At 66.8% G+C, this 18711-nt stretch carries 17 protein-coding genes; 10 read left to right on the top strand and 7 right to left on the bottom strand.

Features of this window, described 5'->3' with window-relative positions:
- Positions 1 to 165: 165 nt before the first annotated feature.
- Positions 166 to 1248: an amidohydrolase family protein gene (locus IEV67_RS18170; RefSeq protein WP_188438135.1), complete on the top strand. Its 1083-nt coding sequence runs from the start codon at positions 166 to 168 to the stop codon at positions 1246 to 1248.
- 41 nt (positions 1249 to 1289) lie between these two features.
- Here the strand turns inward: IEV67_RS18170 and melA are convergent, their stop codons facing one another.
- Complete coding sequence (melA, locus tag IEV67_RS18165; protein WP_188438134.1) at positions 1290 to 2624, bottom strand: alpha-galactosidase; 1335 nt, start codon at positions 2622 to 2624, stop codon at positions 1290 to 1292.
- A gap of 86 nt (positions 2625 to 2710) precedes the next feature.
- Between melA and IEV67_RS18160 the strand changes: the two genes are divergently transcribed.
- The 3 genes from IEV67_RS18160 to purD all read left to right on the top strand — a co-directional run bounded on the left by IEV67_RS18160 (position 2711) and on the right by purD (position 5601).
- Positions 2711 to 3520, top strand: a complete 810-nt coding sequence (locus IEV67_RS18160; protein WP_229703345.1) for a DeoR/GlpR family DNA-binding transcription regulator — start codon at positions 2711 to 2713, stop codon at positions 3518 to 3520.
- Positions 3521 to 3599: 79 nt separating this feature from the next.
- Positions 3600 to 4277 carry an NUDIX hydrolase gene (locus IEV67_RS18155; protein ID WP_188438133.1) on the top strand — a complete coding sequence of 226 codons (678 nt, stop codon included), beginning with the start codon at positions 3600 to 3602 and terminating at the stop codon, positions 4275 to 4277.
- Positions 4278 to 4308: 31 nt separating this feature from the next.
- The gene (purD, locus tag IEV67_RS18150) at positions 4309 to 5601 is read left to right on the top strand and encodes a phosphoribosylamine--glycine ligase (protein WP_188438132.1); all 1293 of its coding nucleotides are present in this window, start codon (positions 4309 to 4311) and stop codon (positions 5599 to 5601) included.
- Between the two features lie 12 nt (positions 5602 to 5613).
- Here purD and IEV67_RS18145 read toward each other — a convergent pair whose 3' ends face one another.
- The 3 genes from IEV67_RS18145 to IEV67_RS18135 all read right to left on the bottom strand — a co-directional run bounded on the left by IEV67_RS18145 (position 5614) and on the right by IEV67_RS18135 (position 9427).
- The gene (locus tag IEV67_RS18145) at positions 5614 to 6792 is read right to left on the bottom strand and encodes an ROK family transcriptional regulator (RefSeq protein WP_188438131.1); all 1179 of its coding nucleotides are present in this window, start codon (positions 6790 to 6792) and stop codon (positions 5614 to 5616) included.
- A gap of 92 nt (positions 6793 to 6884) precedes the next feature.
- The gene (locus tag IEV67_RS18140; RefSeq protein ID WP_373284508.1) at positions 6885 to 7946 is read right to left on the bottom strand and encodes an ABC transporter permease; all 1062 of its coding nucleotides are present in this window, start codon (positions 7944 to 7946) and stop codon (positions 6885 to 6887) included.
- Complete coding sequence (locus IEV67_RS18135) at positions 7943 to 9427, bottom strand: sugar ABC transporter ATP-binding protein (RefSeq protein WP_188438200.1); 1485 nt, start codon at positions 9425 to 9427, stop codon at positions 7943 to 7945. Before IEV67_RS18135 ends, IEV67_RS18140 begins: the two co-directional genes overlap by 4 nt.
- Positions 9428 to 9731: 304 nt before the next feature.
- Here IEV67_RS18135 and IEV67_RS18130 point away from each other — a divergent pair, with 304 nt between their 5' ends.
- From IEV67_RS18130 to IEV67_RS18120, 3 genes are all read left to right on the top strand, one after another.
- Positions 9732 to 10784: a substrate-binding domain-containing protein gene (locus tag IEV67_RS18130; protein ID WP_188438130.1), complete on the top strand. Its 1053-nt coding sequence runs from the start codon at positions 9732 to 9734 to the stop codon at positions 10782 to 10784.
- An 84-nt stretch (positions 10785 to 10868) separates the two neighbouring features.
- Complete coding sequence (locus tag IEV67_RS18125; protein WP_188438199.1) at positions 10869 to 12008, top strand: Gfo/Idh/MocA family protein; 1140 nt, start codon at positions 10869 to 10871, stop codon at positions 12006 to 12008.
- 39 nt (positions 12009 to 12047) lie between these two features.
- Positions 12048 to 13052 carry a sugar phosphate isomerase/epimerase family protein gene (locus IEV67_RS18120; RefSeq protein ID WP_188438198.1) on the top strand — a complete coding sequence of 335 codons (1005 nt, stop codon included), beginning with the start codon at positions 12048 to 12050 and terminating at the stop codon, positions 13050 to 13052.
- Positions 13053 to 13143: 91 nt separating this feature from the next.
- On the opposite strand, the gene IEV67_RS18115 is transcribed toward IEV67_RS18120, so the two are convergent.
- From IEV67_RS18115 to IEV67_RS18105, 3 genes are read right to left on the bottom strand one after another with little or no spacing between them, the layout of a single operon-like run.
- On the bottom strand, positions 13144 to 13674 hold the full coding sequence (locus tag IEV67_RS18115; RefSeq protein WP_188438129.1) for a GNAT family N-acetyltransferase: 531 nt from the start codon (positions 13672 to 13674) through the stop codon (positions 13144 to 13146).
- Positions 13675 to 13727: 53 nt separating this feature from the next.
- Positions 13728 to 15260, bottom strand: a complete 1533-nt coding sequence (locus IEV67_RS18110; protein ID WP_188438128.1) for a DHA2 family efflux MFS transporter permease subunit — start codon at positions 15258 to 15260, stop codon at positions 13728 to 13730.
- Entirely contained in the window at positions 15257 to 15883 is a 627-nt protein-coding gene (locus IEV67_RS18105) for a PadR family transcriptional regulator (RefSeq protein WP_188438127.1), read from the bottom strand. Before IEV67_RS18105 ends, IEV67_RS18110 begins: the two co-directional genes overlap by 4 nt.
- A gap of 84 nt (positions 15884 to 15967) precedes the next feature.
- Between IEV67_RS18105 and IEV67_RS18100 the strand changes: the two genes are divergently transcribed.
- The 3 genes from IEV67_RS18100 (at position 15968) to IEV67_RS18090 (ending at position 18633) form a co-directional block, all read left to right on the top strand.
- A complete protein-coding gene (locus IEV67_RS18100; protein ID WP_188438126.1) occupies positions 15968 to 16828 on the top strand; it encodes a phosphoribosylaminoimidazolesuccinocarboxamide synthase in 861 nt (286 codons plus the stop codon).
- Between the two features lie 206 nt (positions 16829 to 17034).
- Positions 17035 to 18375: a uracil-xanthine permease family protein gene (locus IEV67_RS18095; protein ID WP_188438125.1), complete on the top strand. Its 1341-nt coding sequence runs from the start codon at positions 17035 to 17037 to the stop codon at positions 18373 to 18375.
- 63 nt (positions 18376 to 18438) lie between these two features.
- The gene (locus tag IEV67_RS18090) at positions 18439 to 18633 is read left to right on the top strand and encodes a hypothetical protein (protein WP_188438124.1); all 195 of its coding nucleotides are present in this window, start codon (positions 18439 to 18441) and stop codon (positions 18631 to 18633) included.
- The last annotated feature ends 78 nt before the right edge of the window (positions 18634 to 18711 follow it).

Below are 18711 nucleotides of genomic sequence, written 5' to 3'. Positions count from 1 at the left end.
CCTCTCTGGGCGAATGGTGGTGGCTAGATACTGACCCCCGCTCGGGTAAACGGTCAATAACCAATCAGTAATCTGCGCGAATCGGTCATTTTGAATGCACGTTTCTATCGACCTCCGTTCCCGCGCCCTACGCTCGAAACACACCCTCGCCCCGAAGGAGACCCTGTGACCGAGACCCAGCGCGCCGCCCTGTCCCGGGACGAGATCCGCGAGCTTCCGCTGTCGTCTTGGACCCCCGTGCCCCGTCTGCAGCTCCCGCCCACGCACGTCCCGCGGGCGGCGTTCCCAGCCATCGACATCCACAACCACCTCGGCCGCTGGCTCAGCGACGGCGAGTGGATGATCGAGGACCCGGCGGCGCTGGTGGCGGTCATGGACCAGACGAACGTCGAGCTGATCGTCAACCTCGACGGGATGTGGGGCGATGAGGTCACGGCCAACGTCGAACGCTACGACCGGTCGTTTCCTGGACGGTTCCTGACGTTCTGCCAGCTGGAGTGGGAGAAGCTCGCCGAGCCCGGCGGCGTGGCAGAACTGCGGGCGTCGTTGGACGACAGCGCCGCACGAGGAGCGCGCGGACTGAAGATCTGGAAGAACCTCGGGCTGACGGTCCGGGATCACGACGGCGCCCTGATCCTGCCCGATGACCCGCGCGTCATCGCCGTCGTCGAGCACGCCGGCGACCTGGGCATGCCGGTGCTCATCCACACTGCCGATCCGAAGGCGTTCTTCGATCCGCTGGACGCGTGCAACGAGCGCCTCGACGAGCTCATGCAGGTGCGCGAATGGTGGTTCGGTGACACCGACGTCCACCCGACGTTCGAGCGACTGCTGGCAGCGCATCGCGCGCTCGTGCAGGCCTGCCCCGGAGTGCGCTTCATCGGTGCGCACGCCGGCTGCGCCGCCGAGGATCTCGACCTCGTGGAGGAGATGCTCGCCGCCTGCCCGAACTACACGATCGACATCGCCGGCCGCATGGCGGAGCTGGGCAGGCAGCCGCGCCGGTTCACACAGCTCATCGCCCGGTATCCGGATCGCGTGCTGTTCGGCACCGACATCTATCCCGCCGATCTCGAGTACTTCCGCCTGCACTTCAGGTTCCTGGAGACCGAGGATGAGGCGTTCGAGTACGCACCGGGATCGCCGATCCCGCCACAGGGTCGCTGGGCGGTGTCGGCGCTGGGATTGGATGCTGCGTCGCTGGAGCGGATCTATCGCACCAACGCACGCCGCATCCTCGGGCTCTGAGAACGCAGGCCGCATCCTCGGACTCTGAAGAAGAGCCGGGGTCAGGCTCCTGGACTCACCCCGGCGTCGTCGAGAACGCCTCCCAGCGCGCGCGGGAGCAACGGCGAGTGGGCGGCGGTGAGCTCGTCGCACACCTCCCAGATCTCGGCAGGCGTGAGCGAGGAGCTCGCGTTCGGATCTGTCAGCACAGCACGACGGACGAGTTCGGGATCGCCCTCCAATGCGGCCCGGATCGTGAGATCGGCGACCGAGAGGTAGGTGCGATTGAGCGCCGCACCGGCAGCGGGGACCGAGCCCCACGTGATCGGGTGCACACCGTCGGCATCGACCGTGGCCGGGACCTCTACGACGGCACCCTCCGGGAGGTTGTCGATGAGGTCACGGTTGGGCACGTTGACGTGGATCTCGCGCACGGTGCCGGTCAGCATGGAATGGATGATCTGCGGGGCGTACTCCGCGGCATCCCCCTCCTCGTGCAGTGGCACGTCGCCGCCGGCCGCGAGGATCTGCTGGGCGTCGTGGAACTCGCGCACGTTGTCCTCGGATATGCCGATGTACTGCAGCGGCTCGATGCGGAAGCGCTCGATCTGGGCATCGTCGCGCAGGAACCAGTCCAGGTACTCCGAGGAGTGCTCGCTGGTCTCGGTGGGGTAGAAGCCGATGCGACGGAAGATCTCGGCACGCACGCGACGCTGCAGATCCTCGTCACCGTCGATCAGCGCACGCAGGCGCGGGTAGAGGTCTTCGCCATCGCGGCTCCACTCCGTCAGCCACGCCTGGTGATTGACTCCGGCGGCGCGATAGTGGGTGCCCTCGAGCGGGACGCCGATGAGTTCGCACAGGTCGTTGACCGTCCAGTACACGCTGTGACACAGGCCGACCGCTTTGATGTCGGGCGCGATCACCGACATCCACCAGATGTTCATCGCCATCGGGTTGGTGTAGTTCAGGAACCAGGCGTCAGGGCAGATCTCCTGCATGTCCCTGGCGATGCCGGTCAGCACGGGGAAGGTTCGCAGCGCGCGGAAGACGCCGCCGATGCCGGTGGTGTCGCCGATCGTCTGCTTCAGCCCCTTCGCGGCGGGGATCTCGAGATCCTTGCGCGTGGCATCGATGCCTCCGACCTGGATCATGTTGATCACGAAATCCGCTCCGGCGAGCGCCTCGCGCCGGTCACCGGATGCCGTGACGCGGACCTCCCGCCCGAGCTGCTTCGCCACGTTGGAAGCGGTGAGCTGGGCGAGCGCCAGGCGATCCGCATCGATGTCGTGCAGGGCGACATCGAGCACGGGAAGGTCGGAGAAGCGCAGCAGATCGGTGAGCAGCTGTCGTGTGAAGACGACGCTGCCGGCACCGAGGAAGGTGATGGTAGGCATGACACGATTCTGAGAAGGAATGCGCATTGTGCGCAAGTAAATGAGTGAATTGACACTCAATCGCTCATCTGTCATGCTCACTTGCCATGGCCACCGCCTACAGCACCAGCACCGTCGCCGAGCTCGGCGGCTCGCCCAAGCGTTCCCGTCGCATGGCGGGGATCCTCGACACCATCGCCGAGCGTCGGGAGGTGTCCCTCGCCGAGCTCGCCGAGCAGTTCGGCAGTTCGGCGGCCACGCTGCGACGCGATCTCACGATCCTGGCCGACCAGGGCTTGATCGTCCGCACGCACGGCGGCGCGAAGGCTGCGGGATCCCTCGCCGAACTGCCTGTTGCACTGCGCGACACCAGGGCGCAGGACGCCAAGCGCCGGATCGCCAGGGCGGCCGCGGGGTCGATCCCGCGCGAGAGATACGCGATCGCACTCAGCGGCGGCACCACCACGGCCGGTGTCGCACGCGAACTCGTCAATCACGCCGATCTCACGATCGTCACGAACTCCCTCTCGATCGCGTCGCTCGCGGCGCCGCATCCGCGGCTGCGCGTCGTCATGACGGGCGGCATCCTTCGCCCGCAGTCCCTCGAGCTCGTCGGCGTGCTGGCCGAGGGGACGTTCAGCGCGATCAACGTCGGCACCGCGATCCTCGGCGCCGACGGCTTCTCCGCCGAGGCGGGCGTCACCACACACGATGAGACCGAGGCCCGCACGAATCACGCCATGGTGGCCAAGGCGCAGCACACGGTGGTCGTCGCCGACGGCTCGAAGATCGGCAAGGTCGCTCTTGCGCAGATGACCGCGACCGAGAACATTGGCACGCTCATCACGGATGACAGCGCGGATCCTGACGAGCTCGACCGCATTCGCTCGGCCGGGGTCACGGTCATCATCGCCTGAGCAGCCCGATCCGTCGAGCCTCCAGCAGACTCCACCTCAGCGTCGGCCACTCGTGCGGCCCACGGGATACGCTCGAACGATGACCGATCCGCAGCATCCGGAGGGCGCCCGCGCTCAGCTGCTCGCCGCTGCGCAGTCCGGCGACTGGGGCATCCTGCCGCGGCTGGCCGACCCGGACGCCGCCCGCGAATCGGCCGTGCTGATCCTGTTCGGCGTGCTCGACAGCACCCCCGCCCCGGTCGTCGACGCGGCCGTCGCGAAGGATCTGGATGTGCTGCTGCAGCGGCGCGCGTCGACCCTGTCATCGCATCCCGGCCAGGTGTCGTTTCCCGGCGGAGGTCGCGAAGCGGCCGATGCGGACTTCATCGAGACAGCGTTGCGCGAGGCCGTGGAGGAGACCGGGCTGGATCCTGACGGGGTCGAGATCCTCGGGGTGCTCCCCGAGCTCCCCCTCGCCGCCAGCAACCACCTGGTGACGCCGGTGCTCGGCTGGTGGACCGAACCGTCGAAGGTCGCCGCGGTCGATCACGCCGAGACGGTCGAGGTGTTCCGCATACCGGTCGCGCAGCTGCTCGATCCTGCGACGCGCTTCACCTCGGTCATCACGCGTGACGGATTCCGATTCAGCGGCCCGGCATTCGACGTCGACGGCACGATCGTGTGGGGGTTCACCGCCATGGTGCTGGATCGGCTTTTCGACACCTGCGGCTGGACCGTCCCGTGGGACGAGGCCGACGAACGTCCCGTCACCGTCTGACGCGGCTCGACCGGCTCGGTAGTCTGGATGGGTGAAGATCCTCGTCCTCGGTTCCGGTGCCCGTGAGCACGCGATCATCCTCGCCCTGAAGGCGGAGTCCGAGAAGGCCGGGGGTGCGCAGCACGAGATCCTCGCCGCACCGGGCAACGCGGGTATCGCACAGGATGCCGCACTCGTCACCGTCGACCAGCTCGACGGCGGCGCGGTCACGACCTTCGCGAACGAGAACGGGATCGATCTCGTCGTCATCGGCCCAGAGGCTCCGCTCGTCGCAGGAGTCGCCGATGCGCTGCGCGAACGCGGCATTCCCGTGTTCGGTCCCGGCAGGGCCGCCGCACAGTTGGAGGGATCGAAGGCCTTCGCGAAGCGCGTGATGGAAGCGGCATCCGTGCCGACCGGACGTGCCGTGCGCGCAGCATCCGTCGCCGACGTCGAGGCCGCGTTCGATGACCTGGGCGCCCCGTACGTCGTCAAGGCCGACGGACTCGCGGCCGGCAAGGGCGTCATCGTCACGTCCGACCGCGTCGAGGCTCTCGCCCACGCGTCGCACTACCTTCCCCAGGGACCGGTGCTGATCGAGGAGTTCCTCTCCGGCCCCGAGGTCTCCCTGTTCTTCCTCTCCGACGGAGACACCGTGCGGGCGCTCAGCCCGGCGCAGGACTTCAAGCGCGCGTACGACGGCGACGAAGGCCCCAACACCGGCGGAATGGGCGCGTACTCGCCTCTGCCATGGCTCGACGAGCAGTTCGGCAGCGAGCAGGCGTTCGTCCAGCAGGTCACAGAGCAGGTCGCGCTGCCCGTGATCCGCCAGTTGGATGCCGAGGGCACGCCGTTCATCGGGCTGCTGTACGCGGGGCTCATCCTCACGGACAAGGGCATCAAGGTCATCGAGTTCAACGCCCGCTTCGGCGACCCGGAGACGCAGGTCGTGCTGCCGCGCCTGGTGACCCCACTGTCCGAGCTGCTGTTCGCCGCGGCATCCGGCACCCTCGAGGACCAGCCGGAGCCGGTGTTCTCGGACGACGTCGCGATCACCGTCGTGCTCGCGAGCGAGGGCTATCCTGAGGCGCCGCAGACCGGTCGCCAGATCTCAGGACTATCGGATGCTGCGAGCGTCGACGGCGTGCGGATCGTCCACGCCGCCACCGCCGGACCGGACGCTCCTGGCGGAGACCTGCTTGCGACCGGCGGACGAGTGCTGAACGTGGTCGCCGTCGGCTCCGACTTCGCCGCTGCGCGCGCGCAGGCGTACGACGCGATGGGCCGCATCGGCCTGGACGGCGCGCACTTCCGCAGCGACATCGCCGCCCGCGTCGCCGAGTAAGCGCGAAGCGCGTCAGTCGGCGAGCGCGAAGCTCTGGGGAAGGATCTCGGGACTCAGGGCGTGCTCGATCGCGAGCAGGCTCGCTCCGCGCACCGCGGCCTCACCAGCCGTCACGGACTGAACGATCGCGAGGTGCTCGGTGGCCAACGGCATCGAGTGCGTGTAGACGACCTCGCGAACGCCGGCGATCAGGTGCTCTCCGACGCGCGCCATCGCGCCGCCGATCGCGATCACCGACGGATTGAGCAGGCTCACGGATGCTGTGAGCACCTCTCCGAGGTCACGTCCGGCCTGGCGCACGGCCTGGATCGCTTCGAGGTTGCCGGATTTGACCAGTTCGACGACGTCGTTGCCGTCCGTCGCCTCGATACCGCGCTGGCTGAGCGCTCGGGCGATCGCGGGACCGGAGGCGAGAGCCTCGAGGCAGCCGGTGTTCCCGCAGTGGCACGGCACATCCGCACCCCTCGCGACGCGAACGTGCCCGAAGTCGCCTGCGATGCCCTGGGCACCGCGCAGCAGTCGTCCGTCAGAGATGATCCCCGCGCCGATGCCGGTGGCGACCTTGACGAAGATCATGTGATCGGTCATCGGCCAGGCTGCGGCACGTTCACCGAGTGCCGAGATGTTCACGTCGTTGTCGACGAGCACGGGAACCTGCAGATGCTGCTGCACCCAGCCCGGCACGTCGAATCCGTCCCACCCTGGCATGATCGGCGGTTTCGCCGGACGGCCAGTGGCATGCTCGACGGGCCCAGGAACGCCGACGCCGACGGCCGCGACGCGCTCATGGGTGAGCCCCGCCTCGGCGATCAGTTCGTTCGCGGCTTCGACGAGCCAGGACAGCACCGGCTCCGGCCCGAGCGACACGGCAAGCCTGCCGGTACGCTCGGCGAGGATGGTGCCGGCGAGATCCGTGACCGCCACCGTGGTGTGGGATGCGCCGATGTCGGCGGCGATGACGACCTTCGCCGTGGGGTTCAGGGCGAACTGCGACGGCGGTCGCCCCCCGGTCGATGCAGCGTCCGCGACAGGGGCGATCAGGCCCTTGCGCATGAGCTCGTCCACGCGCGCAGCAACCGTCGATCGGGCCAGGCCCGACGTCTTCGCGAGCTCCGCGCGAGTGCGAGGCTCACCGTCGCGCAGCAGCTGGAAGAGCTGTCCGACACCGCCGGCGTTGAGATTGCTTGCCATTCCTACCCTGTACTTCTCGTGAACGGCCACGCGCATCATGCATGCGGCACGGCATCCAGGCCCCGGCGACGACCCCTCTGCGTCTGTTGATTCTACGCGGAGGGCACCGCCTTGATCTGCGTCAGTCGGCTCTTGGCGACGCGTCCGACGGCGAAGCGCTGCTGCAGCAGCACGGCCACGACGATGATCACGCCCTTGGCCACGGCCTGCGCGGAAGAGGTGAGGTTGTTCTGCACGAACACGTTGGACAGCGTCGCGAAGATGAGAACGCCGAACACCGTGCCGGTGATCGTGCCTCGCCCACCGACGAGCAACGTGCCGCCGACGACGACAGCGGCGATCGCATCCAATTCGTACAGGTTGCCGTGCGTCGAGGTGCCGGCCGTGGTGCGGCCCATGAGCATGACGGCGGCGATCCCGGCGGTCAGACCGACGAGCGCGTACAGCCACATGGTGTGCCGCTTGACCTTGATGCCGGCCAGACGCGCGGCTTCCGGGTTGCCGCCGATCGCGACGGTGCGGCGTCCGAACGTCGTGCGGTTGAGCAGGAACCATCCGGCAGCCGCCACGACGGCGAAGATCCAGATGAGGATGTCGACACCCAGCAGGTCGACGTTCAGGGCGCGGACGAAGCCGCGGTCAGAGATCACCAGGGTGCGGTTGTTGGCGATGATCTCGGCCAGGCCGCGCGCACCGACCATCATCGCGAGCGTCGCCATGAAGGCTGCGACCTTGCCGTAGGCGATCACGACTCCGTTGATGAGTCCGGCGCCGACGCCGACCAGCAGCGCGATGACGACCATCACGATCCAGTGGCTGGAGCTCGCGATGTCCTGGATGGCCGCCAGTGAGCCGACGACGGATGCGAGTGCCAGCACCGCCCCGACCGAGAGGTCGATGCCGCCGGCGATGATCACGAAGGTCATGCCGACGCTGATGACGCCGATGATCGATGCCTGACGAAGGATCACGAGCGCATTGTCGAAGTTCAGGAAGTTCGAGGAGGTCACGGCCCCCACGATGATGATCACCAGCAGCGCCAGGACCAGGCCGAGATTGCGACCGACGGATCCGGACATCAGCCGGCGCAGCGCCGACGTGGTCTCAGCCGGGGGCTGGCCCGGCGAGGAGGTGGGTGTGGTCTGCACGCTCACGCGGCGACTCCTTTCATGACGAGGTCGAGCACGCCGTGCTCGTCGATCTGAGATGCGGGAACAGTCGTGAGGACGCGTCCGTCGCCGATGACGAGGACCGAGTCGGCGAGGCCGAGGACCTCTTCGATCTCGCTCGAGATGACCACGATGGCGTGGCCGGATGCTGCGAGCCGACGGATCAGCGCGTAGATCTCGGAGCGCGCGCCGATGTCGACTCCGCGGGTGGGCTCGTCCAGCAGCAGCACGGAGCTGCCGTGCACGAGCCAGCGTGCGAGGAGGATCTTCTGCTGATTGCCGCCCGACAGGGTCGCCGCCGGACGGTCGGGGTCCGCCGGCCTCAGCTCAAGGGCTGCGATCTGCTCTTTGGCCGTGCGGCGCTCGCTGCGCTCTTCCAGCAGCGGTCCCTTGGCGAACCGTGCGAATGACGACAGCGTGACGTTCTTGAAGATCGGCTCCCCGAGCACGAGGCCCTGCGATTTGCGCTCCTCCGGACTCAGTCCGACACCGGCGGCGACCGCTGCGGGGACGGATCCGCGCGGAAGCTCCTTCCCGGCGACCCGAACGGTTCCGCTGGATGCGCGCCGTGCACCGTAGATCGTCTCGATGATCTCGCTGCGTCCTGATCCTACGAGACCCGCGAGGCCGATGATCTCGCCCGCGCGCACCGAGAACGACACGTCCTCGAACACCCCGTCAAGACCCAGCCCTTCGACTTCGAGCAGCACGGGCGCGTCAGCCGCGATGGGCTCCGCCGGAGGGAAGACGTTCTGCACGGCGCGACCGGTCATGTGCTTGATCAGCTCGGCCGTGGTCGTGTCGGCGACGGACAGGTTGCTTGCCACTGTCGAGCCGTCTTTCAGCACCGTGATGCGATCGCCGATCTGTCGGATCTCCTCGAGGCGGTGGGTGATGTAGACCACCGCGATGCCCTGCGATGTCAGCTCGCGCACGACCGCGAACAGGTTGCGCACCTCTTCGGAGTCGAGCACTGCGGATGGCTCGTCCATGATGATGAGCTTCGTGTCGTGCGACAACGCGCGGGTCATGCTGACGATCTGCTTCTGTGCCGCGCTGAGCGAGCCGACATCGGCGTGCGGCGACATCGAGCCGTGGCCGAGTCGCTCGAGCAGCCTGCGGGTCTCATGGATGAGCTGGCCGCGGCGGGTGAAACCGAACCTGTCGAACTCGTGGCCGAGGAAGACGTTCTCAGCCACAGTCAGACCGTCGACGACGTCGAGCTCCTGATACATGGTCGAGATGCCGAGCGAGATGGCCGTCTGCGGATTCGCGATCTCGACAGGCTCACCCATCCAGCGGATCTCGCCGGCATCCGGCGTGTGCACGCCCGCGAGCGTCTTGATCAGCGTCGATTTGCCCGCACCGTTCTGGCCGAGCAGGCAGTGCACCTCGCCGGGCTTCACCTCGAGGTCGACACCGCGCAACGCGCGCACACCGACGAAGCTCTTCTCGACACCGCGCATCTCCAGTAATGCCGGAGCCTGGTCATCTTTGATCACGCAACGAACATAACATGCTCGAATCACGAAGGCGATAGGCGATCTTTCGATCGCTCCGCCCGTGGCGGTATACCAAAGCCACAACAATCCCCCGCAATTCCGGGGTTTGCGAGCGATCTTCGACTTTTGACCTAGTTACGGCAAAAGCTGGCTATGCGGCGGCATGTTCTGCTAGCTTGACCTTGTCAGTGCGCGGTGCACACCGAATCGGTCTCGATCGAGGTGCCGGCACCGCACGCATCTGCATCACATTTCAAGGAGGAAAGACATGCACGGCATGCGCACACGCGGGCTCCGCCCGTTGATGGCGGGAGCGGCAGCACTGTTCGCCGTCACCCTGCTGGCCGGATGTACCAGCGATGGTGCAGAGGGCGAAGGGGATACCGGGAACCAGGGCACCACGAGCGAGGAGAATACGGCCTCGGGCGACACCGTCGTCATCGGCTGGTCCGGCCCAGAGGCCGATCACGGATGGCTCGGCGCGATCAACACCGGCGCCATCAATGCCGCAGAGGGCTTCGACGACGTCGAACTGCGTCAGGCCGAGGGAACCAACGACGCCAACCAGCAGATCGCCGCAGTCGAGCAGTTCATCAACGAGGGCGTCGACGCGATCGTGCTCCTTCCGACCGACGGCGCTGCGCTCACCCAGGTCGCGCAGAAGGCGATGGATGCCGGAATCCCCGTCATCAACGTCGACCGTGAATTCTCCGACACATCCGCCTCACGTCTCACGATCCTCGGCGACAACTACGGCATGGGCGTCAGCGCCGGCATGTACATCTGCGAGCAGCTCGACGGCCAGAGCGATGCCGTCGTCGCAGAGATCGCCGGGATCGACTCCCTGCCCCTGACCCAGGACCGTTCGCAGGGCTTCAAGGACGCTCTCGAAACCTGCGACCTCGAGGTCGGCGCCCGAGTCGCGGCAGACTTCACCGTCGCCGGCGGCGAGAGCGCAGCATCCCAGCTCCTCTCGGCGAACCCGCAGATCGACGCGATCTGGAACCACGATGACGACCAGGGCGTCGGTGTCATGGCCGCGATCGACTCGGCAGGACGCGATGAGTTCTTCCTCGTCGGAGGTGCAGGCAGCGTCAATATGATGGACCGCATCGCCGCGGACGACAGCGTCATCAAAGCGACCGTCATCTACCCGTCAACACAGGCTGCCGACGGCGTTGCCATGGCCCGCCTGATCGCACAGGACAAGACGATGAGCGACCTGATCACGCCGAGTGTTCCTTACCGCATCGTGCTGGACGCGCCAGTGGTGACCAAGGACAACGTCGAAGAGTTCATCGACCTCGCATTCGAGTCCTGACCACCAACCCGCGGGGCGAGCGCCGACGCGCTCGCCCCGCACCGTTTCCCGGGAGTAGATATGACAACTGAGCTGCGGGTGGCCATGATCGGCCACGGATTCATGGGAGCGGCGCACTCCGTCGGCTGGAGACAGGCGCCCGCGGCGTTCGATCTGCCGCTGTCGCCATCGATGGCGGTGCTCGTCGGGCGCGATCCCGACAAGACGGCCGCCGCGGCTCGCAAGTGGGGCTGGGCCGAGACCTCGACTGATTGGCGGGAGGTCATCGCCCGTGACGACATCGACGTGATCGACATCGTCACCCCTGGGGAATCGCACGCCGAGATCGCGATCGCCGCACTCGCGGCCGGCAAGCACGTGCTGTGCGAAAAGCCGCTGGCGAATTCGGTCGCAGAAGCCGAGGCGATGGAGCAGGCGGCGCAGGATGCTGCGGCGAACGGCATCCACGCCATGGTGGGCTTCACCTACCGCAGGGTTCCCGCCGTCACGCTCATGCGCGACATGATCGCGGCAGGACGCGTCGGCTCGGTGCGACAGGTTCGGGCCAGCTACCGTCAGGACTGGCTCGCCGATCCGGAGTCGCCGATGACGTGGCGCCTCGACAAGGACCGCGCAGGATCCGGTTCGCTGGGCGACATCGGCGCGCACATCATCGATATGACGCAGTTCGTCACCGGGCAGTCGCTGACCCAGGTCTCCGCGGTGCTGGAGACGCTCGTCGAAGAACGTCCCCTGCTGGGCGAATCCGTCGGTCTCAGCGGCACCGCGAGCGCCGAGCGCGGGAGGGTGACGGTCGACGACGTCGCCCTGTTCACCGGACGACTCGCGTCAGGCACTCTGGCGACGTTCGAGGCGACCCGGTTCGCGACCGGACGCAAGAACGCGCTCGACATCGAGATCTCGGGTGATGCGGGTGCGCTGCACTGGAACCTCGAAGACCTGAATGTGCTCGATTTCTACGACGCCACCCAGTCCGCGGGAGAGCAGGGTTTCACTCGGATCCTGGTCACCGAACCCGAGCATCCGTACCTGGCGGGGTGGTGGCCGACCGGGCATATGCTCGGCTACGAGCACGGTTTCTCGCACCAGGCGAAGGACTTCGTCGAGGCGATCGCGGGCGGCAACGCCCCGCATCCGACGTTCACTGAAGGGCTGCACGTGCAGCGGGTACTGGATGCGGTCGAACGCAGCTCCTCGAACGGTTCCGCCTGGACCGGCGTCTGAACACGACCACGATACGAATCTCACGAGAAGAGGACGATGATGTCACGACCTGTCACCCTGTTCACCGGCCAGTGGGCCGACCTGCCGTTCGAAGAGGTCGCACGGCTCGCGGGCGAGTGGGGCTATGACGGCCTCGAGATCGCGTGCTGGGGCGATCACCTCGACCCATGGCGCTGGGATGACGCCGAGTATGTGCAGAGGCGACTCGACATCCTCGAGCGCAACGGGTTGAAGGTCTGGACGATCTCGAACCACCTCAAGGGTCAGGTGGTGTGCGACGACCCGATCGATCAGCGTCACCGCAACATCGTCTCCGATCATGTCTGGGGAGACGGCGACCCCGAGGGCGTGCGCCAGCGCGCCGCGGAGGAGATGAAGAACACCGCACGCCTGGCCGCCGCGCTGGGCGTCAAGACCGTCACCGGGTTCACCGGCTCGTCGATCTGGAAGTACGTCGCGATGTTCCCGCCGGCCACTGACGAGATGGTCGAGGCCGGATACCAGGACTTCGCCGACCGCTGGAACCCTATCCTCGACGTGTTCGATGAGGTCGGCGTGCGCTTCGCCCACGAGGTGCATCCGTCGGAGATCGCGTACGACTACTGGACCACCAAGCGCGCGCTCGAGGCGATCGGGCACCGCGAGGCGTTCGGACTCAACTGGGATCCGTCGCACATGGTCTGGCAGGACATCGACCCGGTCGGATTCCTGTGGGATTTCCAGGACCGGATCTACCACGTGCACTGCAAGGACACGAAGAAGCGCCTCGGCAACGGACGCAACGGCCGCCTGTCCTCGCACCTGCCATGGGCAGACCCCCGGCGCGGCTGGGACTTCATCTCCACCGGTCACGGCGACGTGCCCTGGGAGGACGCGTTCCGTATGATGAACGCGATCGGCTACACCGGCCCGCTGTCGGTCGAGTGGGAGGACGCCGGAATGGACCGCCTCGTCGGCGCACCAGAGGCACTGGAGTTCGTGCGCAAGCTGTCGACGTACAAGCCGTCGGATGCCGCGTTCGACAGCGCCTTCTCCTCGCACTGACACGCGCCGTTCGGCTCGCGCTGCACTTATCGGCAGGCGCTACATCTTCGTGTAGCGCCTGCCGACTTCTGCAGCGTGAACGGAGTGCGAGTTACAGCGCGATCCAGTAGCGGCGCAGCTGCGGGTGGCCTTCACTCGATGCGTCGATGACGTCCTGCAGCTCGCCACCGGCTCCCTCGATCGTGCGGAACGAGCCGGGGTTGTCGTCATCGCAGGTCAGCATGACCCGGTCGAGTCCTTGCGCACGCGCCGTCTCGAGCATCAGCCTCAGCGCTTCCTTCGCGATACCCTCCCGGCGGCGCGACGGTCGCACGGCGTAACCGATGTGTCCGCCGAAATGCCGCAGGTGCTCATTCAGTTCACGGCGCAACGCGATGAAGCCGACGACCTCACCGGTGTCGGTGATCCACAGGAAGTCGCACGGGACGTGCCCCTCAGGGAGTTCGGCGTCAGCATCGGCATATCGCACCGCTTTCTCGACCGAGGCCTCGCACGCGGCACGGTCTGGCGCCATCCCGAGCTCATACCCACCGCCGTCGATGTGCACGCCGTCGAACTCGGTGACAGTGTCCGCCCAGGAGTCGAAGAGCGCGGTGGAGGGACGGGTGAGCTCGATTTTCATCGGACCACCTCATCATGAGCGCATCCATGCGCGCAATCTGACGCGCCAGCCGGCTACTTCGTCCGCGCAGCCAGGTGCTTCGGTCGGCGCAGCACCAGCACCGCCGCGACGCCCAGCAGGATGACGGCCGCTGGCAGCAGCATCGTCTGCGCCATGGCATCCGCGAAGGGCCCGGCGACAGCATCCGGCATCTGACCCCCGCCGAATCCGCCGGTGGCATCCGATGCGCCAGGCAGGTTCGTCTCGAGCCGGTTCTGCATGAATGCGGCGATCGCCGCCGAGCCGAGAACCGAGCCGACCGTGCGCATGGTGTTGTAGATGCCAGACCCTGCGCCGGCCTGACGCGGCGGCAGGTCGCGGGTGGCTGTCGTGGCGAGCGGACCCCACATACCCGCGTTGCCGAACCCGAGGATCAGCGACGGGATCAGCATCCAGCCGATCGGGATCTCGGTGTTCATCATCATCGCGAACAGGAACAGGGAGATCGAGACCAGCAGCAGCCCCGGCACGAGCATGAGGCGCGGGTCGATCCGGTCGAGCAGCTTGCCGGCGAACGGTGAGATGATGCCGGCCGCAAGTGCCATGGGGATCAGCAGCAACGCCGACTCCGTCGGGGTCAGGCCACGCGCGAGCTGCAGGAAGAACATCAGTGGCAGGCCCTGCGCGGTCACCGTGAATCCGACGATCGCGATCGTGATGTTCGACCAGGCGAAGTTGCGGTTGCGGAACAGCTCCAGCGGTACGAGCGGCTCGTTCTTCGTGCGCGACTGGTACCAGAGGAAGAGCACCAGCACGACGACGCCGGTGATGATCAGGCTCCACACCGAGATCGGCCCCCAGATGACGCCCCAGTCGTACGCCTCCGCCTCCTGCAGTCCGAAGACGATGAGGAACAGGGCGATCGCGCTGAGGAAGACGCCTGGCACGTCGAAGCGGTGCTTGTGCGTCTGCAGCTTCGGCACGAGGATGCACGCCAGGATGAACCCGATGACACCGACCGGCAGGTTGATGAAGAAGATCCATTCCCAGCCGAGACCGTCGACGAGGAATCCGCCGGCGAGCGGCCCGACGAGCATGGCGACGCCGGATGCTGCGCCCCACAGCCCCATCGCCGCGCCTCGGCGCTCCGGCGGGAAGGTGCGGGTGATCACCGCCATCGTCTGCGGCGTCAGCAGCGCCGCACCGAGACCCTGAACGGCGCGCGCCCAGATGAGGCCGTCCAATGTCGTCGACAGACCGCACCACAGCGAGGCCAGCGTGAACACTGCGAGGCCGATGAGGTAGAGGTTCTTCGGTCCGAAGCGGTCACCCAGTCGCCCGGTGATCAGCAGCGGCACCGCATAGGCGAGCAGGTAGGCGCTCGTGACCCATACGACGCGGTCGAGGTTGTTCGAGGTCGGGTCCAGTGCTTCCTTGATCGCAGGGTTCGCGACACCGACGATGGTCGTGTCCACGAGGATCATGAAGAACCCGATGACCATCGCCCACAGGGCGGGCCACGGGCTGCGCGGGCGGTGCCCGGTGGCGTAGGTTCCGGTCGAAGGGCCGGAGGATGTCGCGCGTCCGGAAGCAGGCGAATCTGTCATTGCTGTGCGGCCTTTCGTTGGGCACGGTAGCGGTCTGAGTCGTCGAATCCGGCGGATCCCCACGGGATCTCGTCGGCTTCGAGGCGGGTGATCAGCGAGCGCATCCATTCCACCTCGGCGTCGAGGAGTGCCTGCTGCCGCTCGATCTCGAGCAGGAACTGCAGCGGAACGCCCTTGGCACGCGCCTCGCTGATTCCGAATGCGTGCAGCCCGTACTCCTCCTCGAGAGCGACCTGACGGATGCGCAGGAGATCGATGACCTCCTCGCGATCGAGGTTGTGCGCCTCGGCGAGCGCAACACGGAACTTCGTGGAACCCTCAGCGCTGGGCAGTTCGCGCCGCACCCAATCGAGCACGACATCACTGCCGACCGGGGTGACCGTGTAGGTGGTGCGCTCCGGGCGATTGCCCTCGCGATCGACGCCGACCTCGGCGATGAGGCCCTGCTCCAGCAGCCGCGCGACAGAGTGATACAGCGTGCCGTTGGTGATCTTCATCAGCCGATCGTCGCGGCGGAGCCGCAGCAGCCGCGCCATCTCGTACGGGTGCATGTCGCCCTCGCTGAGCAGCGCGAGGATCATCACGCCCATCGGCGTGATCTTCGTCACAGCATCCAACGTCATTGCTCCACTCTAAATAGTCCAGATGGACTATAACAGGAGGTCAACCCTGCCGTCGACGGCCTGCTGTTCTGCGAAGATGGGCGGATGAGCGATGCACTGAACATCCCCGGCTGGCGTCACCTCTACTCGGGAAAGGTCCGCGACCTCTATGCATCGCAGGACCCCGCCGACACCCGCATCCTCGTCGTCGCGAGCGACCGGGTCAGCGCATTCGACTTCGTGCTCTCCCCCGGCATCCCCGAGAAGGGTGCACTGCTGACCACGCTCAGCCGCTGGTGGTTCGCACAGCTCGACTTCCCGAATCATCTTGCCGACGGTGAGATCCCGGATGCCGTCGCCGACCGCGCGATGCTCGCGCAGTCGCTGGAGATGCTGCCGATCGAGTGCGTCGTCCGCGGATACATCACCGGCACCGGATGGGCCGAGTATCAGCAGAGCGGCACCGTGTGCGGCATCTCTCTGCCCTCTGGGCTCGAGAACGGCGACCGTCTTCCCGAGCCGCTGTTCACCCCCGCCTACAAGGCGCCGATGGGCGAGCACGACGAGAACATCACGTTCGAGCGCGTCGTCGAGCTGGTCGGCGCCGAGCGTGCGACCGAGCTGCGCGACGCCTCCCTCTCGATATACGCGAAGGCCGCGGCGATCGCCGAGCAGCACGGGCTGATCCTCGCCGACTCCAAGTTCGAGTTCGGGACGGATGCCGACGGCACCCTGCGCCTGGCCGACGAGGTGCTCACGAGCGACTCGTCGCGGTACTGGGATGCTGCGGCGTGGGAGTCCGGAACGACCCCGACCGAGCGCATGGCGAGCTTCGACAAGCAGATCGTCCGCGACTGGCTGGCATCGAACTGGGACAAGCAGGGCGAGCCGCCCGTGCTGCCCGACGAGATCGTCCAGCGCACGGCCGACCGGTACCGCGAGCTCATCGAGCGCCTGACCGCGTAGCTCCGGGCGCCGGCTCACCCGCGGCAGACAGTTCGGGGGTCGAATGCACAGATGTCGGACCCAGAGGCCCGAACTGTCCGACATCTGTCACTGCGACCCCCATTCTGTCGCGCGCGAATCGCGTCGTGCACAGCGCGCGCTCCCGACTCGATAGTGTTTCTCCAGCATCCCCCGATTCCCCTCACCCCGATTTCCGAGGAGCACCCATGCCCGTGTGGAAGATCCATGGCGACGGCCGCAACGTCGCCCCCGGCGCGGTCGTACGGCCCGAAGAGCGCCTGAGCTGGCCCGCCACCTTCGCGATCGGCGCACAGCATGTGATCGCGATGTTCGGCGCGACCTTCCTGGTGCCGATCATCACCGGCTTCCCCGTGTCGACGACGCTGCTGTTCTCGGGCGTGGGAACCCTGCTCTTCCTGCTGATCACGCGCAACCGCCTGCCCAGTTACCTGGGTTCATCGTTCGCCTTCCTCGCGCCGATCACCGCGATCAACGCCGGTCAGGCGCTCGAGACGGCGCAGCAGATCACGCAGGCGCTCGTCGGTGTCGTCGTGGTCGGCGTGCTGCTGGCCGGAGTCGGCTTCCTCGTGCAGGCGGTCGGTGTCCACTGGATCGACAAGTTCATGCCGCCGGTCGTCGCCGGCTCCATCGTGGCGCTGATCGGCTTCAACCTGGCTCCGGCCGCGTGGAACAACTTCACGCTGCAGCCAGAGCTCGCCTCGGTCACGCTCATCGCGGTGATCCTGTTCAGCGTGCTCTTCCGAGGGTTCCTCGGTCGCATCTCGATCTTCCTGGGCGTGATCGTCGGTTACATCGTGGCCGTCTTCACCGGCCAGGTGAAGTTCGACGGCATCGACGAGGCCGCGTGGATCGGCCTGCCGGAGTTCCACCTCGCCGGTGTCACCGACCCCGCTGCCTGGCTGTACGTGCCGATGTTCCTCCCGGTCGTGCTCGTGCTCATCGCCGAGAACGTCGGCCACGTGCGCGGCGTCGCGACCATGACGAACGATCCGTCGATCAACAAGCACACCGGCCGGGCGCTGGTCGCCGACGGTCTCGCAACCACGCTCGCCGGCGGATTCGGCGGATCGGCAACCACCACCTACGGCGAGAACATCGGTGTGATGGCCGCGACCCGCGTCTACTCGACCGCCGCGTACTGGGTGGCCGGTGGTGCGGCGATCCTGCTCGCGTTCTCGCCCAAGATCGGCGTCGTCTTCAACTCCATCCCGCCCGGAGTGCTGGGAGGTGTGACGACGGCGTTGTACGGCCTCATCGGCGTCATCGGCATCAAGATCTGGGTCGACAACCGCGTCGACTTCTCGCGTCCGGTGAACCAGTACACGGTCGCGGTGTCGTTCGTGATCGCCGTCGGCGGCTTCGCGATGAACTGGGGCGCGTTCCAGCTCGGTGCCATCGTGCTCGGCACGGTCGCAGCCCTGCTCATCTACCACCTCGGCAATGCGATCGCCCGCGCCCGCAAGACAGGTGCGGATGACGGCGGTCCCATCCCCGCCGTCGGCCCGTTGGGCGGCGACCCCGAGTAGGCACCTCGGGGAACGCCGGATGACAGTATCGAGTGCAGCAACTATGACGATGAGGGTGGACACATGAGCGCACCGACACCGACGCCTTCCAGAACCGACACGATGTGGCGCGTCATCATCATCGCCATTTTCGTGATCGGCGTGATCATCGCAGTCGTCTTCCCGTTGCTCAACGGCAATTGGCGATCGATCTTCAGCGCCGTCCCGGTGTTCGCGTTCGGCATCCTCATCGCCGCGATCCGCTCACTGCGTCACTGACGGCTCACCCCCTCGGGCGGAGATCTCCCTCTCGGGCGGAGGAATCACGCCCGGGCCTCCTCCGTTCGGAGAGTTCTC

Origin of the sequence: Microbacterium murale, from assembly GCF_014635185.1 — a bacterium.
In the GTDB taxonomy this organism is placed as follows: domain Bacteria; phylum Actinomycetota; class Actinomycetes; order Actinomycetales; family Microbacteriaceae; genus Microbacterium; species Microbacterium murale.
This window is presented reverse-complemented; position numbering and strand designations above follow the sequence as displayed.

Coding starts and splice junctions, on each gene's coding strand:
- IEV67_RS18155 (WP_188438133.1), top strand. CDS start 3,600: ATGACCGATCCGCAGCATCCGGAGGGCGCCCGCGCTCAGCTGCTCGCC.
- melA (WP_188438134.1), bottom strand. CDS start 2,624: ATGCCTACCATCACCTTCCTCGGTGCCGGCAGCGTCGTCTTCACACGA.
- IEV67_RS18090 (WP_188438124.1), top strand. CDS start 18,439: ATGAGCGCACCGACACCGACGCCTTCCAGAACCGACACGATGTGGCGC.
- IEV67_RS18105 (WP_188438127.1), bottom strand. CDS start 15,883: ATGACGTTGGATGCTGTGACGAAGATCACGCCGATGGGCGTGATGATC.
- IEV67_RS18100 (WP_188438126.1), top strand. CDS start 15,968: ATGAGCGATGCACTGAACATCCCCGGCTGGCGTCACCTCTACTCGGGA.
- IEV67_RS18115 (WP_188438129.1), bottom strand. CDS start 13,674: ATGAAAATCGAGCTCACCCGTCCCTCCACCGCGCTCTTCGACTCCTGG.
- IEV67_RS18160 (WP_229703345.1), top strand. CDS start 2,711: ATGGCCACCGCCTACAGCACCAGCACCGTCGCCGAGCTCGGCGGCTCG.
- IEV67_RS18130 (WP_188438130.1), top strand. CDS start 9,732: ATGCACGGCATGCGCACACGCGGGCTCCGCCCGTTGATGGCGGGAGCG.
- IEV67_RS18125 (WP_188438199.1), top strand. CDS start 10,869: ATGATCGGCCACGGATTCATGGGAGCGGCGCACTCCGTCGGCTGGAGA.
- IEV67_RS18120 (WP_188438198.1), top strand. CDS start 12,048: ATGTCACGACCTGTCACCCTGTTCACCGGCCAGTGGGCCGACCTGCCG.
- IEV67_RS18145 (WP_188438131.1), bottom strand. CDS start 6,792: ATGGCAAGCAATCTCAACGCCGGCGGTGTCGGACAGCTCTTCCAGCTG.
- IEV67_RS18135 (WP_188438200.1), bottom strand. CDS start 9,427: ATGCGCGGTGTCGAGAAGAGCTTCGTCGGTGTGCGCGCGTTGCGCGGT.
- IEV67_RS18110 (WP_188438128.1), bottom strand. CDS start 15,260: ATGACAGATTCGCCTGCTTCCGGACGCGCGACATCCTCCGGCCCTTCG.
- IEV67_RS18095 (WP_188438125.1), top strand. CDS start 17,035: ATGCCCGTGTGGAAGATCCATGGCGACGGCCGCAACGTCGCCCCCGGC.